Raw genomic sequence first — 15126 nt, 5'->3', positions numbered from 1 at the left:
TCCTGGCGAGTTGCTCTTCCGGTGGCGGCAGTCGCTCCCGCCACCGGCGGTGTTACAGGTACTGGCCGGTGTTCGTGGCCGTGTCGATGGCCCGGCCGGACTCCTGGTTCTTGCCGGTGACCAGCGTGCGGATGTAGACGATCCGCTCGCCCTTCTTGCCCGAGATCCGCGCCCAGTCGTCCGGGTTGGTCGTGTTGGGCAGGTCCTCGTTCTCGGCGAACTCGTCGACGATCGCGTCGAGCAGGTGGCGCACCGACAGGCCCGGCTGCTTGGTGTCCAGCAGGCTCTTGATGGCCGCCTTCTTGGCGCGGTCGACGATGTTCTGGATCATGGCGCCGGAGTTGAAGTCCCGGAAGTACAGGACCTCCTTGTCACCGTTGGCGTAGGTGACCTCCAGGAACCGGTTCTCCTCGGACTCCTCGTACATCCGCTCGACCGTGTGCTGCACCATGCCCTCGATGCAGGCCGACGGGTCGCCGCCGAACTCCGCGAGGTCGTCGGCGTGGATCGGCAGGTCGGGCGTGAGGTACTTGTTGAAGATGTCCTTCGCGCCCTCGGCGTCCGGGCGCTCGATCTTGATCTTCACGTCGAGCCGGCCGGGCCGCAGGATGGCCGGGTCGATCATGTCCTCGCGGTTGGAGGCGCCGATCACGATCACGTTCTCCAGGCCCTCGACGCCGTCGATCTCGCTGAGGAGCTGGGGCACGATCGTGGTCTCCACGTCGGAGGACACGCCGCTGCCGCGGGTGCGGAAGATCGAGTCCATCTCGTCGAAGAACACGATCACCGGGGTGCCCTCGGAGGCCTTCTCGCGGGCCCGCTGGAAGATCAGGCGGATGTGCCGCTCGGTCTCGCCGACGAACTTGTTGAGCAGCTCGGGGCCCTTGATGTTGAGGAAGTAGCTCTTGGCCTCGCGGTGGTCCTCGCCGCGCGCGGCGCTGACCTGCTTGGCCAGGGAGTTGGCCACCGCCTTGGCGATGAGCGTCTTGCCGCAGCCGGGAGGGCCGTAGAGCAGCACGCCCTTCGGCGGGCGCAGCTTGTACTCCCGGAAGAGGTCGGCGTGCAGGAAGGGGAGCTCCACCGCGTCGCGGATCTGCTCGATCTGCCGGAACAGGCCGCCGATGTCCTCGTACTTGACGTCCGGCACCTCCTCCAGCACCAGGTCCTCGACCTCGGCCTTGGGCACCCGCTCGTAGGCGAAGCCGGCCTTGGAGTCGACCAGCAGCGAGTCGCCCGCCTTGAGCGGCGAGTCGAGCAGCGGCTGGGCGAGCCACACGACCCGCTCCTCGTCGGCGTGGCCGACGACCAGGGCGCGGCCGATCGAGCCCGCCGGCTCGGACTCCAGGACCTCGCGCAGCGTGCAGACCTCGCCGATCCGCTCGAAGCCGCCGCCCTCGACCACGGTCAACGCCTCGTTCAGGCGCACCGACTGGCCCTGGACCAGCGACGGCGTGTCGACCGCCGGCGACACGGAGACCCTCATCCGACGGCCGGAGGTGAACACGTCCACCGTCCCGTCGTCGAACCGGGCCAGGAACACGCCGTAGCCGCTGGGCGGCTGGGCGAGGCGGTCCACTTCCTCGCGCAGTGCGAGGAGCTGGCTCCGCGCTTCTCGAAGGGTGTCGATGAGCTTCGTGTTGCGCTCGGTCAGTTGGCTGACGCGCTCCGTCGCCTCCGCCAACCGCTGCTCCAGCAAGCGGACGTGTCGTGGGGATTCCGTCAACTTGCGGCGCAGCAACGCGATCTCGTCCTCGAGGAACCGGATCTGCGCAGTCAGCTCACCAGAGTTGTTGCCCGTGTTCAGCTCGCCGCCCTCATCGGGCTGGCTGCCGGGATGACCGTGCTGCATGTCGGCACCCTCCTCCCGTGTTCGTACGACAACGGTACCGGCGATCACCGACAAAAGCCGCCACCCAGCGCGTTCCCGGGTGTTGTGTGATCACACAACCGCCCGCTCGGCGGTCCAACTGCTCCATACCGGTGTCTGCCGGAACCTCTTACCCGCTACCGTGCGTCCCAACACGGAATATCCACGTGCGTGGTCCGGGCAGTGCCCACTGCCACCAGCGGAAAGCTCTAGGAGAAGTGATGTCCGTCCCGCCGCAGCAGCCGGATCCCCACGGTCCGCAGCCGGGTCAATTTGGCCAACAACCAGGCCAATTCGGCCCGCAGCCGGGGTACGGGCAGCAGCCCGGCGGGTACCCGCCGCCGCCCCAGGGGTTCCCACAGGGTGGGCCGCAGCCCGGCTACGGCCCCCCGCCCGGGGCCTGGGGGCAGCCGGGCCAGCCCGGTCAGCCCGGCCCCGGTCAGCCCGGTCAGCAGGGCCAGCCCGGTTACGGCCAGCAGCCCTACGGCCCGCCCGGCCAGTTCAACCAGGCCGGTTACGGCCAACCGGGTGGTTTCGGCGACCCCTACGGCGCACCGCGCAAGAAGAGCCCGCTGCCGTGGATCCTGGCGGGCGGCGGCGTGCTGGTGATCGGCATCGCGGCCCTGCTGTTCTTCACCCTCGGCGGCGGTGGCGGCGGCAACAGCACCGCCAAGGGCGCGGCGGAGAGCTTCGCGGCGGCGCTGACCGCCAAGGACTTCGAGAAGATGCGCTCCCTGACCTGCCCGGAGTACCAGGCGCGGGTCGACGACATGCGCAAGCTCTACGACGCCGAGGGCCAGCTCGACGAGATCGAGAAGCAGCTGGAGAGCCTGCCCGCGGAGATGCGGGAGCAGGCCATGAAGTCGATCGAGGCGGCGAAGAACATCAAGTTCACCGCCACGGCCACCGACGTCAAGGAGACCTCCGACACGACGGCCGAGGCCACCATGACGGTCAAGTACGAGAACGTCCCCGAGGACATGAAGACCATCATGAAGGACCAGGAGGACACCCTCTACCTGGACAAGACCGACGACGGTTGGGTCGCCTGCGACAAGTGACCCGGTTCGCGCCGCGGCCCCGTGCACCACTCGGTGCACGGGGCCGTTTTCGCCGGTCAGCCCTTTGACGGGCGGCGCTGGGGCCGGGGCGGGGTGACGCCGTCGGCGAGCCTGCGGGTGGTCAGCAGGAACGCGGTGTGCGCGATCATCCGGTGCTCGGGCCGCACGGCCAGGCCCACCACGTGCCACGGCCGCACCAGCGTCTCCCAGGCGTGCGGCTCGGTCCAGTGCTGCTGCTCCCGGATCGCCTCGGTGACCTTCGACAGCTGGGTCGTGGTGGCCACGTAGACGACGAGCACGCCGCCCGGGATCAGGTGGCGGGCCACGGTCGGCAGCACGTCCCACGGCGCGAGCATGTCGAGCACCACCCGGTCGACCTCGCCCGCGTGGTCGGCCACGTCGCCCACGGTCAGCGACCAGTTGCCGGGCCGCTCGCCGAAGAACTGCTCCACGTTGCGGATCGCGTGGTCGGCGTGGTCCTGGCGCACCTCGTAGGAGGTGACGCTGCCCTTCTCGCCGACCGCGCGCAGCAACGAGCAGGTCAGCGCACCGGAACCGGCGCCGGCCTCCAGCACCCGGGCGCCGGGGAACACGTCGCCGTACATCACGATCTGGGCGGCGTCCTTGGGGTAGATCACCTGGGCGCCGCGCGGCATGGACAGCACGTAGTCGGCCAGCAGGGGCCGCAGCGCCAGGAACGACGTGCCGCCCACGGAGGCGACCACGGAGCCCTCCGGCTGCCCGATCAGCCTGTCGTGCGACAGGGCGCCGCGGTGGGTGTGGTACTCCTTGCCCGGTTCGAGCACGATCGTGTAGTGCCGTCCCTTCGGGTCGGTCAACTGCACCCGGTCTCCCGGTTGGAACGGACCACTGGCGGTGCTCACCGCGGCGAACCTCCTGCTAAACGCGCGTCAACAGCGCACGATGGTCGCACGGCCGCCGCGGCGGCCCACCGGCGGGACTTCACCTCGCGGAGCGCTTCGCCTTCTCGACGAGCGTGTGGTGGACGGGCCACCCGAACAGCCAGACCAGCCCCACCACCCCCATGCCCCGCACCTGCCCCCACAGCGGCCGCGTGCGCTCCGGGTCGCCGACGGCGACCACCAGCAGCAGCACCACCGCGCAGGTGACGGCCCAGGCCAGGGCGAACCTCCCCCACTCGCGCCACTCGTGGCGGACCTTCCCCGGACCGCTCGTCGGCGGCTCCACCGGCGGCGGGCCGCCCGCGAAGCGGTGCGCGAACCGCTGGTCGGCCCACCTGAGCACGCTGTGCCCGAACGCCACGCTCACCCCCAGGTAGACCGCGGCGAGCCCGTGCGCCACCCCCGCCTCGCCACCCGACCTCAGGTCGAGGGCGGTCGCCACGAGCAGCACCACGTCCACCAGGGGCGTGCACACCAGCAGGACCGCGCCCAGCCGGGGCAGGCGCAGCGCGTACCGGGCCAGCAGCCCCGCCGCCAGCACGACCCAGAACCCGACCTCGCACGCCACGATGACCAAGACCAACGGATCGACCACACCTCGACGGTGCTGCCCGGAAGGGGTCCGGCGCGTCGTCGGGCCGACCCACCGCGGGTCATCACTTCGGAGGACGCCCGGTGCGCGCCGCTGTGCTGTGATGGCGGTGTGGAGCTGTCCCGGAAACACCGCGACCTGCTCGTGGCGGTGGCCTTCTTCACCTCGGGACTGCTGGTCCACCTGCTGGACCTGGACCTGGTCATGGGCGACCGGGGCAGGCAGTACCCGACCGGGGTCGGCCTGGCCGTCCTGGGCGTGGCGTGCGCGGGCCAGGTGTTCCGCCGGAGCGCGCCGGTGCCGGCGCTGGTCGTGGTGACCGCGGCCGCGGCGGTCGACCTGGCCCTGGGCCTGAGCATGCCGGTCGCCATGGTCTGCGTCGACGTGCTGTTCGCGGCCGCCCTGCACGGTCCCCGCCGGCTGCACCAGTTCCTCGTCGGGGTGGTGGCCGTGCTCACCGTCGGCATCACCGCCGTGGTGGCGGCGCTCGGGGACTGGCGGCTGTCCTTCTACGCCGGGTTGCAGGTGTTCTCGCTGCTCGTGGTGCCCGTGTGGTGGGCGACCAACGTCCGGCAGCACCGGGAGGGCGCCGAGCAGATGGCCCGGATCGTCGAGCTGGACCGGCGGGCCGCGGTCGGCGCCGAGCGCACCCGGATGGCCCGCGACCTGCACGACGTGGTGGCCGGGCACCTGTCGGCTATCGCGATCCAGTCCGAGGCGGTGCTGTCGCTGCGCGACGGCGACCCGGGCACCTCGCGGGCGGTGCTGAAGGCGGTGCGCGAGAACAGCGTGCGGGCGCTGGAGGAGATGCGGATGATGATCGACGTGCTGCGCGCCGACGACCCCGTCGACGAGCCGGTGGCGGTGCGGCTGGTCGACGTCGGGCGGCTGGTCGAGTCGGCCCGCGCCGGCGGGCTGGACGTGGCGTTCCGGGGCACGGACGTGACCGGGCTGCCGGCGGCGGTGGACGTGGCCGCGTACCGGGTCGTGCAGGAGGCGCTGACCAACGCGGTGAAGCACGCGCCCGGCGCGTGGGCGTCGGTGGCGCTGGAACGGCAGGTCAGGCGGTTGGTGGTGGTCGTGCGCAACGGGTGGCGCGGCACGTCGGGCGACGGGACGGGCACGGGGTTGCCGAGCATGGCGGAGCGCGCGCACGCGGTGGGCGGCCGGTGCGCGGCGGGCCGGGAGGGCGAGGAGTGGGTCGTGCGGGCGGAGCTGCCGCTGTGACCGGCGCGGCGATCCGCGTGCTGGTGGCCGACGACCACGCGGCGATCCGCGCGGGCCTGGTGATGATCCTGGGCGGCGCGGAGGGCGTCGAGGTGGTCGGCGAGGCCGGCGACGGCGCGGCGGCGGTGCGGATGGCGCGGGCGCTGGGGCCCGACGTGGTGCTGATGGACATCCGGATGCCCGGCACCGACGGCATCGAGGCGACCCGGCAGCTCGCCGGGGTGTGCGAGGTGCTGGTGCTGACCACGTTCGACCTGGACGAGTACGTGCACGGCGCGCTGCGGGCGGGCGCGGCGGGGTTCCTGCTGAAGTCCGTGGAGGCGCCCGCGCTGGTCGAGGCGGTGCGGCGGGTGGCGGCCGGGGACGGCGTGCTCGCGCCGAGCGTGACCAGGCGGGTGATGCGGGAGTTCGCCTCGACCGCGCCCCGAGCCCGACCGCCCGGGTTGGACGCGCTGACCGAGCGGGAGGTCGAGGTGCTGCGGTGCCTGGGCGAGGGCCTGTCGAACCACCAGATCGGGCGCAGGCTGCACATCGGCGAGACGACGGTGAAGACGCACGTGTCGCGGGTGCTGACGAAGCTGGCCCTGAGGTCGCGGGTGCAGGCGGCGATCCTGGCGCAGGACGCGGGACTGCTCGACAGCGAACCGACCACCTGACCGACGGGTGACACCGGACACCCACGCGGGACCGCTCAACGGCAGGCGGGCACCTGCCCGACGGGGTGAAACCGGACCACCACGCGAGGCCGCGACCTACCGACTTCCAGGCGGCCGAGCCGCCGCGCCGGAGGCGCGGCCGTCCAGCACATTCTTGAGGTCCTCGCGGCGCAGCACGCCCGCGGGGCGGCCCTCCAGGTCGACCACCAGGTACTCCCAGGCGGCGGTGCCGTGCACCCGCTCGACCACCTCGTCACCGCTCTCGTTCTCCAGCAGCACGGTCTCCGGCCGGATCGGCACGGCGGCCTGCTCGGCGGGCGCGTGCGGCGAGGTGGAGGCCAGGCGGCGGGCCATCTCCCGGTCGAGCAGGCCCGCGGCCACGCCGTCCGCGCGCACCAGCACCACGCCCCGGCCGGCGGACGCGGTGAGCGCGCCGGACACCGGGCTCTCGGCGGGCAGCTGGAGGACCGGGCGGACCAGTTCGCTGAGCGTGAGGCCGTCCGGCCAGGTGCGCCGGTGCTCGGCGGTCAGCTCGCCGCGGGCGCCCGCCAGCACGAACCAGGCGGTCAGCAGGCACACCCCGAACCGGACCCAGCGGTCCTCGCTGCCCTCCAGCACGCCCCAGATCGCCCACACGACCAGCATCGCGGCCACCACGCCACCACCCGCCACGGCGGCCTTGGTGCCCGTGGCTCGGCGGCCCGTGACGGCCCAGACCCCGGCGCGCAGGATGCGACCGCCGTCCAGCGGCAGGCCCGGGAGCAGGTTGAACACGGCGACGGCGGCGTTGGCGAAGGCCGTCTGGGCGACCAGCAGCCAGATCGCGTCCGGCGCCGGCATCGCGACGGCGGCCAGGGCGAACACCCCGGCCAGGAAGATCGAGACCAGCGGGCCGGCGACGGCGATGGCGCCCTCGTGGCCGGGGCGGGTCGGGGTGCGCATGACTTCCGACACCCCGCCGAGCAGGAACAGGCGCAGGCGGCGGACCGGCAGGCCGAGGCGGAGCGCGACCAGGCTGTGGCCCAGCTCGTGGGCCAGCACGGACAGGCCCAGGAAGACCGCGAACGTGGCGGCCAGCAGCACGCCGGTGGTGCCGTCCGCGCCGGGGACCAGGCGGCTGACCATGGGGGCGTAGAGCACGACGATGGCCGCCGAGCCGAGCCACCAGGAAGGCGCGAGCAGCACCGGGATGCCGGCCGCGCGGAACAGCGGCAGACCGCCGTCCCTGCCGACCTGCCGTCGCCAACTGCCGGTTGTCGCCACGGTCAAAGAGTAGGGGCGGAGGTGTGGTGGTGTTGTGTGGAGGTGTTGGTCGAGCTTGGCGGGGTTGAGCCGGGCCGGGCCTGATAGGCGGGGTCGGGCCTGGTGGGCCGGGTTCCGGCGCCCGACCCGACCCCGGGTCGGGTCGGGCGTTCTTGTCGGTGGGGTGGCTTATGGTCATCGCCATGGCAGCGCCGACGATCACCGACCGCCCTGTCCGCAGGCCCGCGTTGTCGCCCTCCCGGGCGGGCGACTTCAAGCAGTGCCCGCTGCTCTACCGGTTCCGGGCGGTCGACCGGTTGCCGGAGAGGCCGACCAGGGCCCAGGTTCGCGGCACGGTGGTGCACGCGGTGCTGGAGGAGCTGTTCAGCCTGCCGCCCGCCGAGCGGGTGCCGGACCGGGCGCGCGAGCTGGTGGGTCCCGCGTGGGACCGGGTGCGGGCGGAGCGGCCCGAGTTCTCGGAGCTGTTCGCCGAGGGCGACCCGGAGCAGGAGGAGTGGCTGGCCTCGGCGGAGGGGTTGCTGGACGGCTACTTCGGCCTGGAGGACCCGCGCCGGTTCGACCCGGACGCCCGCGAGCTGCTGGTGGAGTGGGAGCTGCCGTCCGGGGTGCTGCTGCGCGGGTACGTCGACCGGGTGGACGTGGCGCCGACCGGTGAGATCCGGGTGGTCGACTACAAGACGGGCGCCGCGCCGCGCGAGGTCGGCGAGGCCAAGGCCCTGTTCCAGATGAAGTTCTACGCGCTGGTGCTGTGGCGGTTGCGGGGCGTGGTGCCCCGCCAGCTGCGGCTGATGTACCTGGCGGACCGGCAGGCGCTGGCCTACCAGCCGGAGGAGGCCGAGCTGGCCCGGTTCGAGCGCACGCTGGAGGCGATCTGGGACGCCATCCTGCGCGCGGGCCGCTCCGGCGACTTCCGGCCCAACCCGAGCCGGATGTGCGACTACTGCGACCACAAGGCGCTGTGCCCGGCGTTCGACGGCACCCCGCCGCCCTACCCGGGCTGGCCCGAGCCGGACGCGGGCGCGGAGACGCCGCTGGACCGGGTCGACTGACCGGGGGCGCACCGCCGGTGGCCGCCTCCTGCGAGCCGCTCGCCGACGACCGCTCCGCCTCGACCCCGCACACCGCGGGCCCGTGGACCGACGCGCGCGGGCCGGTGGGGCGCGGGCGCTGTTCCTGCGGGAGCGCCCGCCTACCGCAGCAGCACCACCGCGACCGACAGCGTGACCATCGACAGCGCCGTGGACACCAGCACCGCGTCGCGCTGGAGGCCCGGGTCCGGTCTGTACCGGTGGGCCAGCACGTAGACGTTCTGCGCGGTCGGGAGGGCCGCGCAGACCACGGCCGCCAGGCGCAGCGGGCCCGTCACGTCGAGCGCCAGGCACGCCAGGAACGCCACCAGCGGGTGCAGCAGGAGCTTCAGCGCGACCACCGAGGCCAGCTCGGCCCGACCACCCGGTCGGGGCAGGCGCGCCGCGCCCAGCGACATGCCCAGCACCACCAGCGCGGTCGGCACGCCCGCCGCGCCCAGGGCCTCCACCGGTTCCAGCACCAGTGGCGGCGGCCGCACGTCCAGCAGCCCGCACGCCACGCCCAGCAGCGAGCCGAGGATGAGCGGGTTGCGCACCGGCAGCAGGGCGAGGGTGCGCAGCACCGAGCCGCGCCGCCCGGACCCGACCTCCAGGGCCGCCAGCACCACCGGCATCACCACCACGGGCTGGAACAGCAGCACCGCCACCACGAACGACGAGTCGCCCAGCACGCCGACCGCGACCGGGACGCCGAGGTTGCCCGCGTTGGCGTAGGAGCCGGCCATCGCGCCGAGCACCCGGTCCGGCGGCGACCGGCGGAACACCCGCCGTTGCAGCGCGAACCCCAGCGCCCCGACCACGACCGTGCCGATCACGAACGCGAGCACGCCGCGGTTGGCCAGGTCGGCGGGAGAACCGTCCAGCAGGGTGGTGAACAGCACCGCGGGCATGGCCAGGTAGAACGCGAACCGGCCGAGCACGGCCTCCGCGCGGTCGCCGAGCACGTCGGTGCGCGCGGCGAGGAACCCGACCGCGGTGAGCACCCAGATGGGGACGAATCCGCTGAGCACGCCGCCCATCAGGGGACGGCGCGGTAGTGCTCGACGCTCGGGAACGGGTCGTAGAAGTGGTGCAGCAGCGCCTGCCACCGCGGGTACAGCGGCCCTTGGCGGAACCCGGTGGTGTGGTCCTCCAGCCGTTCCCACCGCACCAGCAGCAGGTAGCGGGAGGTGTGCTCGACCGACCGCTGAAGCTCCAGCGAGACGAAGCCGGGCGACCGGGCGATCACCGTGCGGGCCTCGGCGAACGCCTCCTCGAAGTCCGCTTCGAGACCCGGTCGCACCGCCAGTTGCGCGACCTCCAGGATCACAGGTGCTTGTACACGTCTTCGAGGGTCAGGCCGCGGCCGAGCATGAGCACCTGGACGCGGTAGAGCAGCTGCGAGACCTCTTCGGCCAGGCGCTCGTCGGACTCGTGCTCCGCGGCGATCCAGACCTCGCCGGCCTCCTCCAGCACCTTCTTGCCCTGCGCGTGCACCCCTGCCTCCAGAGCCGCGGCGGTGGCGGAGCCCTCAGGGCGGGTGCGTGCGCGTTCGCTCAGCTCGGCGAACAGCTCGTCGAAGGTCTTCACGGGTGCTGATCCTCGCATCCCCCGGACCGCGGCGGACGGCAGACCCCCGATCGGCCCGTCCCCCGCGACGCGGCTAGATGCCGTAGCGCGGGTTGTCGAAGGGCCACGCCTCGGCGATCCACTTCGGCACGAACGCGTCCAGCGCGCGCTCCAGGTCCGTGCCGACGTGCTCGTCGACCACCCACCAGGAGATCAGCGCGTCGGCGTCCTCGGCCGGGTCGATGTAGACGCACCCCAGCAACGCGGTCTCGTCGGCGTTGAACAGGGCGTAGTTGAACGACTCGTGCGCGTCCTGCTCCCGCTCGTGCCGGGCGAGGTCCACGCGGTCCTGCTCGTGGGTCATCGTCGCGGGCGGCCAGCCCCACGCCTCGCCGTAGAGCGACCAGAGCCGCTCGCGCGAGCCCATGACGGCCGGGTGGTCGACGTCCACGTCGGATTCCCGGATGGGCCGCAGGTGGTGCTCGGCGTCGAGGTCGACGCGGGTCGGGTGGGCGAAGTCGGCGGGGAGCCAGGTCATGGCCGGGATTGTGCGCCACGCGGGTCGTGCGCGCCGGCGAAAATCCGTGGCGCGGCGGGACGCCCGTCGCGACACTGCGCCGATGACCCTGAGCGATGGCCTGGTGCTGCGGACGGCGCGCCCGGAGGACCTGGAGCGGATCGGCGAGCTGCTGGCCGACCGGGGCGAGCCCGAGGACGCCGTGGACCACCGCCTCGTGGTGGAGGACCCGGACGCGGGCTGGGAGGCGTGCGCGGTGGTCGTGGACGGCGACCGGGTGGTGTCCACCGCGACGCTGCTGGACGAGGCACTGGTGCTGGGCGGGGTGGAGATCCCGGCGGGCCAGGTCGAACTGGTGGCGACCGACCGCGACTACGAGGGTCGTGGTGCGGTGCGCGCGCTGATGGGCTGGGCGCACGAGCGGGCCGCCTCGCGGGGCCACCTGGTGAACGTCATGATCGGCATCCCGTACTTCTACCGGCAGTTCGGCTACACCTACGCCATCCCGCAAGCCGCCACCCGCGAGGTGACGGGCGTCCCGGGCGGCGGGGGTCACGCGCTGCGCGAGGCGACCGCCGACGACATCCCGGTCATGGCGCGGTTGCAGGACGCCGAGCAGGCCCGGTTCGACCTGCGGATGCCGCACTCCGCCCCGCTGTGGCGGTGGCTGGTGGCCCGTGACGGCAGCACCGGGTGGCTGGTCGAGCGCGACGGCGCGCCGGTCGCCACGGGCCGGACCACGCCGCCGGACGAGGGGGTGCGGCTGGCGGAGGTCGCGGCGGTGGACGAGGCCGCCGCGCACGCCCTGCTCGCCCTGACCGGGGCGACCGAGGTGACCGAGCGGCCGGGCACGGTGGCGGGCGCGGCCCTGGAGCCGTTCCTGGCCCCGGCGAAGGCGGAGGCGAACTCCTACTACGTGCGCGTCCCCGACCCGGTGGCGCTGCTGGAGCACCTGCGGCCGGTGTTCGGGGCGCGGCTCGCGGCGTCGGAGCGGTTCGCCGACGAGGAGGGCGAGGTGGTGCTGTCGTTCTACCGCTCGCACGTGCGGATGCCGTTCGGGCGCGGCGAGGTCGGCCCGGTCGCGGTGGGCGGCACGATGCAGGCGCCGGGCGCGGCGGGCGGTGCGGGCGTGGCTCCGGACCTGCTGGCGTCGTTGCTGTTCGGGCCGCACGGGATCGAGGGGCTGACCGCGCGGCACCCCGACGTGTACCCGGGGCCGAACGACGAGCTGATGCGGGTGCTGTTCCCACCGGTGCGGGCCGACGTGCTGACGTTCTACCTGCCGTAGCGCGGCGGGCCTCGGCCGGGTTCGCTCGCACGTGGCGGCACCGGTTCGACCGCGACGGGTGGGCACGGCAGGCGCGCACGGCCTGGCCTACCGGACAGCCGTCACGACGTCTTCGTACTTGGCGGCCACGCGAGGGTTGCGGACGAGGGCGTCCTCGACCTCGCGCCTGGTCCACCAGTCGACGTGGGGGTGCTTCCGGTTCAGCACCTCCAGGTGTTCCACGAGTTGCGCGGTGATGTGGGTGGACGTCACCAACCAGTAGCCATCGGCCCCGTGGCGCTCGATGGTGTCGCGGATGTCGAGGACGTCGGACTTCCCGACCCCTTTGCCCGGGTCGCGCTTCGTCTTGCACTGGACGAGCACGCGGCGGGGGACCAGCAGGCCGTGGTGGACGCCGTACTCCTTGATCTCGTCCCTCGTCAGGGGTGTGACCATGTCGACGAGCAGGTCGCGGCCCCCGTCGGCGTCGTGGGTCGATCCCACGAACCGCACCCGCGTCACGTTCGGCTCCTCGAACAGCAGGTCGTAAGTGAGCTGCTCGAAGCGCTTCGGGTCGACGTTCGCGGTCCACCGGAAACCGGTCACCGGGTGCGCCCACTCGAGGAACGAGTCGTTGCGCCGGAGCGTCGCCCCGACCTCCCTGGTGTACACGTCCCTGCCGGTGTCCGCGCGGAGCGAATAGGCGTGCGGCCCTTCGACCGCCACCAGGCGGTCCTCGAGGGGCACGGCGAACACCTCGTCGGCTTCCCTCAGGTTCACCTCTTCCAGCACGCTCTTCGCTTCGGCGAAATCGGATTTCTCGACGGCGTTGCGGAGTTCACCCCGCCGGACGAGTCGGGCCGATGTCCCCTCGTTCTCGTCGACGTCGGTTCGGGCACAGGTGGTGAGCAGGAGGGCGAATTGCCAACTTCGCACCACGCTGCGGTTGCCGTCCGCCGTTCGGTAGTACAGCCAGTCGGGATTCGCCCGAGCGGTCGTGATGGGCTCTTCGTCCGCGTCCTCGATCCCCAAGGTGGCCGACACATCGCCCGCCCACGCCATCAGGCCCTCGTCGCTCGTGGAGAACTCCGATTCCTCCGATCTGTTGCACGGTCCACCGAGTTGGTGCAACTCCTCCTCCACCTCGGCGAACAGCTCGACCAATGAGGCCAGGTCGGCGCGTCCCGCGTCGTCATCGGGGTACCACCCTTTGCGAGGCTGCTCCAGCACCAGGTACCGGGCATAAAGCTCGCCGGGCACGTGCGAGGCGGGGTGCGGTTCGTCGTAGGAAGAACAGGAGGCCAAACCCGCAGCGGAGAGGCGCACCGCGAGGTAAGTGGAGAACAGGTCGTGCACATCGGTGCGCTCGCCTTCCCAGGACCACGAGGTCGACCTGCACGCGAAATAGGCGAACACCTGGTTTTCGAGCCGTTCGAGCCGAAAGCTCAGGGGCGAGGAGCACGGCGCGCGAACCACCATCCGCTCATCGCGTTCTTCTACCTCGAAATTCAGGGTTGCGGCCAGCTCGGTGATGTAGTGGAACAGTCCGGAATCCCGCGAGTCCGTCGACAGACCCGGATAAGAAGACATGGCGGTGATCGTACCTGTCGTCGACTCGGCTTCAGGGTGTTCGGGAAGTGCGGGAACAGTGCGCCCGGCCTTCCGAATCCGACTCACCACCCGAACAGCGTGGGCCCGAACTCGACGCCCAGCGCGACGCCCGCCACCACCAGCAGCACCCCCGAGAACACCAACGCCCGTCGATAACCGGCGTCGCCCAGGTGCCTGCGCCCCCGCGCCACCAGCAGCGCGATCACCACCTTGCCGCCCACCAGCGTCACGTAGAAGCCCGCCAGCAACGCCACCCCCGCCCCGGTGGACGCCCGCCACGTGGTGACGGTCAGCGGCCCCAGCGCGGTCGCCCACGCCACCCACGGGTGGGGGCTGAGCAGGTTCACCAGGACCGCCCGGCGCAGGGCCAGGAAGTCCGGGTTGTCGGACCCCTGCGCTATCGTGAAAGCAGGGGTTCCCTTGGGCGGGGACTCCTGCGAAGCCTGGTCGGGGGATGGCGGGGCAGTGGAACCTACAGGGGAATCCACAGCGGGATCCGCGGTCCGCTCCAGCGACGCCGTGCGCGCGTCGCGCACCGTGGCCACCCCGTTCCACACCACGAACACCGCGCCCACCACCCCGAGCACGCCCAGCGCCCGCTCCGGCAGCCGGTCCAGCAGCAGCAACGTCACGCCGACCACCGCGGCGTCCGACAGCAGCGGCGCGCACGCGGCCAGCACGCCCGCCCTCCGGCCGGACCTCAGGGCCGACGTCACGACCAGCACCAGCAGCGGGCCGGGGCTGATGCTCGCCGCCAGTCCCAGGGACAGTCCCAACCCCAGCGCGTCCACGGGCGGCAGACTAGGCCACGTGTCCGAGTTCTCCCTCGTCCTGGCCACCCTGCGGCAGATCCGCGGCCTCAGCCCCTTCTTCGCCCTCGACGTCGGCAGGCCCGACGAGGGCTGGCACGACGGTTCCGCGCTGCTGGACGGGCCCGCCCTGCCCGCCACCGTGGACCGGATCGCCGCCCGCTACCGCACCGCCGAACCGCGGGTCGCCGCCTCGCTGTTCTTCCTCAGCTACACCGCCCGCCTGCTGTCGCCGGTGGTGGCCGCGCTCGCCGTCGGCGGCGCCGCGCCGGACGTGCGGCCCGCGAACCTCTGGTGGCGCTACGACGAGGACGGCCTGCGGGTCCGGCTCAAGGAGCCGGTCGGGGGCGTGGGCGTCGCCGAGTCGCTGGCGCCCGTGGTGGCGGCGGTCCGCTCGGTCGTCCCGGTCGCGCCCGGGCTGCTGTGGGGCAACGCGGCGTCGTCGGCGGCGGGGGCGTTGCGAGTGGTCGCGCGCGGCGGGGCGGCGAGTGCCGAGGAGTGCGTGCGGCTGGGTGAGGAGCTGTTCGCCGAGCCGCCCCTGCGGGGCGCCGGCGAGTTCGTCCCGTTCCCCGGCGAGGTGGCGTTCCGGCGGCGCAACTGCTGCCTGTACTACCGGCTCGACGGCGGCGGCAAGTGCGGTGACTGCGCCCTGCTGTGACCGCGCCCTGCCGTGACCGGCGCCGTGACCGGCCGCGGC

General features: G+C 72.7%; 17 protein-coding genes. 6 read left to right on the top strand and 11 right to left on the bottom strand.

The features are described from left to right. Positions 1 to 52: 52 nt before the first annotated feature. Positions 53 to 1849 carry a proteasome ATPase gene (gene arc / locus ABD223_RS21105; protein WP_344038058.1) on the bottom strand — a complete coding sequence of 599 codons (1797 nt, stop codon included), beginning with the start codon at positions 1847 to 1849 and terminating at the stop codon, positions 53 to 55. Positions 1850 to 2076: 227 nt separating this feature from the next. Next, complete coding sequence (locus ABD223_RS21100) at positions 2077 to 2391, bottom strand: hypothetical protein (protein ID WP_344038056.1); 315 nt, start codon at positions 2389 to 2391, stop codon at positions 2077 to 2079. Between the two features lie 48 nt (positions 2392 to 2439). Here ABD223_RS21100 and ABD223_RS21095 point away from each other — a divergent pair, with 48 nt between their 5' ends. Continuing rightward, positions 2440 to 2928 carry an Rv0361 family membrane protein gene (locus ABD223_RS21095; RefSeq protein WP_465269818.1) on the top strand — a complete coding sequence of 163 codons (489 nt, stop codon included), beginning with the start codon at positions 2440 to 2442 and terminating at the stop codon, positions 2926 to 2928. Positions 2929 to 2984: 56 nt separating this feature from the next. On the opposite strand, the gene ABD223_RS21090 is transcribed toward ABD223_RS21095, so the two are convergent. Next, on the bottom strand, positions 2985 to 3812 hold the full coding sequence (locus ABD223_RS21090; protein ID WP_344038053.1) for a tRNA (adenine-N1)-methyltransferase: 828 nt from the start codon (positions 3810 to 3812) through the stop codon (positions 2985 to 2987). A 79-nt stretch (positions 3813 to 3891) separates the two neighbouring features. Next, positions 3892 to 4446, bottom strand: a complete 555-nt coding sequence (locus ABD223_RS21085) for a hypothetical protein (protein WP_344038052.1) — start codon at positions 4444 to 4446, stop codon at positions 3892 to 3894. Positions 4447 to 4554: 108 nt separating this feature from the next. Between ABD223_RS21085 and ABD223_RS21080 the strand changes: the two genes are divergently transcribed. Together ABD223_RS21080 and ABD223_RS21075 are read left to right on the top strand one after the other, a co-directional pair. Further along, the gene (locus tag ABD223_RS21080) at positions 4555 to 5670 is read left to right on the top strand and encodes a sensor histidine kinase (RefSeq protein ID WP_344038051.1); all 1116 of its coding nucleotides are present in this window, start codon (positions 4555 to 4557) and stop codon (positions 5668 to 5670) included. Continuing rightward, entirely contained in the window at positions 5667 to 6326 is a 660-nt protein-coding gene (locus tag ABD223_RS21075; RefSeq protein WP_344038050.1) for a response regulator, read from the top strand. Before ABD223_RS21080 ends, ABD223_RS21075 begins: the two co-directional genes overlap by 4 nt. A 96-nt stretch (positions 6327 to 6422) precedes the next feature. Here the strand turns inward: ABD223_RS21075 and ABD223_RS21070 are convergent, their stop codons facing one another. Then, complete coding sequence (locus ABD223_RS21070) at positions 6423 to 7589, bottom strand: site-2 protease family protein (protein WP_344038048.1); 1167 nt, start codon at positions 7587 to 7589, stop codon at positions 6423 to 6425. Between the two features lie 182 nt (positions 7590 to 7771). On the opposite strand from ABD223_RS21070, the gene ABD223_RS21065 reads away from it, so the two are divergent. Next, positions 7772 to 8638 carry a RecB family exonuclease gene (locus ABD223_RS21065; protein ID WP_344038047.1) on the top strand — a complete coding sequence of 289 codons (867 nt, stop codon included), beginning with the start codon at positions 7772 to 7774 and terminating at the stop codon, positions 8636 to 8638. Between the two features lie 140 nt (positions 8639 to 8778). On the opposite strand, the gene ABD223_RS21060 is transcribed toward ABD223_RS21065, so the two are convergent. From ABD223_RS21060 to ABD223_RS21045, 4 genes are all read right to left on the bottom strand, one after another. Further along, positions 8779 to 9696, bottom strand: coding sequence for an AEC family transporter (locus tag ABD223_RS21060; RefSeq protein ID WP_344038045.1), 918 nt, complete (start codon positions 9694 to 9696; stop codon positions 8779 to 8781). Further along, positions 9696 to 9986: an antibiotic biosynthesis monooxygenase family protein gene (locus tag ABD223_RS21055; RefSeq protein WP_344038044.1), complete on the bottom strand. Its 291-nt coding sequence runs from the start codon at positions 9984 to 9986 to the stop codon at positions 9696 to 9698. The genes ABD223_RS21060 and ABD223_RS21055 overlap by 1 nt, the downstream gene beginning before the upstream one ends. Next, positions 9983 to 10246: a phosphoribosyl-ATP diphosphatase gene (locus tag ABD223_RS21050; protein ID WP_033434999.1), complete on the bottom strand. Its 264-nt coding sequence runs from the start codon at positions 10244 to 10246 to the stop codon at positions 9983 to 9985. Before ABD223_RS21050 ends, ABD223_RS21055 begins: the two co-directional genes overlap by 4 nt. Positions 10247 to 10319: 73 nt before the next feature. Then, complete coding sequence (locus tag ABD223_RS21045) at positions 10320 to 10763, bottom strand: N-acetyltransferase (protein ID WP_344038043.1); 444 nt, start codon at positions 10761 to 10763, stop codon at positions 10320 to 10322. An 82-nt stretch (positions 10764 to 10845) separates the two neighbouring features. Here ABD223_RS21045 and ABD223_RS21040 point away from each other — a divergent pair, with 82 nt between their 5' ends. Then, positions 10846 to 12030, top strand: a complete 1185-nt coding sequence (locus tag ABD223_RS21040; RefSeq protein ID WP_344038042.1) for a GNAT family N-acetyltransferase — start codon at positions 10846 to 10848, stop codon at positions 12028 to 12030. 87 nt (positions 12031 to 12117) lie between these two features. Here ABD223_RS21040 and ABD223_RS21035 read toward each other — a convergent pair whose 3' ends face one another. Next, entirely contained in the window at positions 12118 to 13599 is a 1482-nt protein-coding gene (locus ABD223_RS21035; protein ID WP_344038041.1) for a restriction endonuclease, read from the bottom strand. A gap of 83 nt (positions 13600 to 13682) precedes the next feature. Further along, entirely contained in the window at positions 13683 to 14411 is a 729-nt protein-coding gene (locus ABD223_RS21030) for a LysE family translocator (RefSeq protein ID WP_344038040.1), read from the bottom strand. Between the two features lie 19 nt (positions 14412 to 14430). Between ABD223_RS21030 and ABD223_RS21025 the strand changes: the two genes are divergently transcribed. Continuing rightward, positions 14431 to 15087 carry a (2Fe-2S)-binding protein gene (locus ABD223_RS21025; RefSeq protein ID WP_344038039.1) on the top strand — a complete coding sequence of 219 codons (657 nt, stop codon included), beginning with the start codon at positions 14431 to 14433 and terminating at the stop codon, positions 15085 to 15087. The last annotated feature ends 39 nt before the right edge of the window (positions 15088 to 15126 follow it).

Origin of the sequence: Saccharothrix xinjiangensis, from assembly GCF_039527585.1 — a bacterium.
GTDB lineage: Bacteria > Actinomycetota > Actinomycetes > Mycobacteriales > Pseudonocardiaceae > Actinosynnema > Actinosynnema xinjiangensis.
The sequence above is the reverse complement of the archived record's forward strand: the minus strand, read 5'-3'. Positions and strand labels throughout refer to the sequence as shown.

Coding starts and splice junctions, on each gene's coding strand:
- arc (WP_344038058.1), bottom strand. CDS start 1,849: ATGCAGCACGGTCATCCCGGCAGCCAGCCCGATGAGGGCGGCGAGCTG.
- ABD223_RS21065 (WP_344038047.1), top strand. CDS start 7,772: ATGGCAGCGCCGACGATCACCGACCGCCCTGTCCGCAGGCCCGCGTTG.
- ABD223_RS21060 (WP_344038045.1), bottom strand. CDS start 9,696: ATGGGCGGCGTGCTCAGCGGATTCGTCCCCATCTGGGTGCTCACCGCG.
- ABD223_RS21045 (WP_344038043.1), bottom strand. CDS start 10,763: ATGACCTGGCTCCCCGCCGACTTCGCCCACCCGACCCGCGTCGACCTC.
- ABD223_RS21040 (WP_344038042.1), top strand. CDS start 10,846: ATGACCCTGAGCGATGGCCTGGTGCTGCGGACGGCGCGCCCGGAGGAC.
- ABD223_RS21035 (WP_344038041.1), bottom strand. CDS start 13,599: ATGTCTTCTTATCCGGGTCTGTCGACGGACTCGCGGGATTCCGGACTG.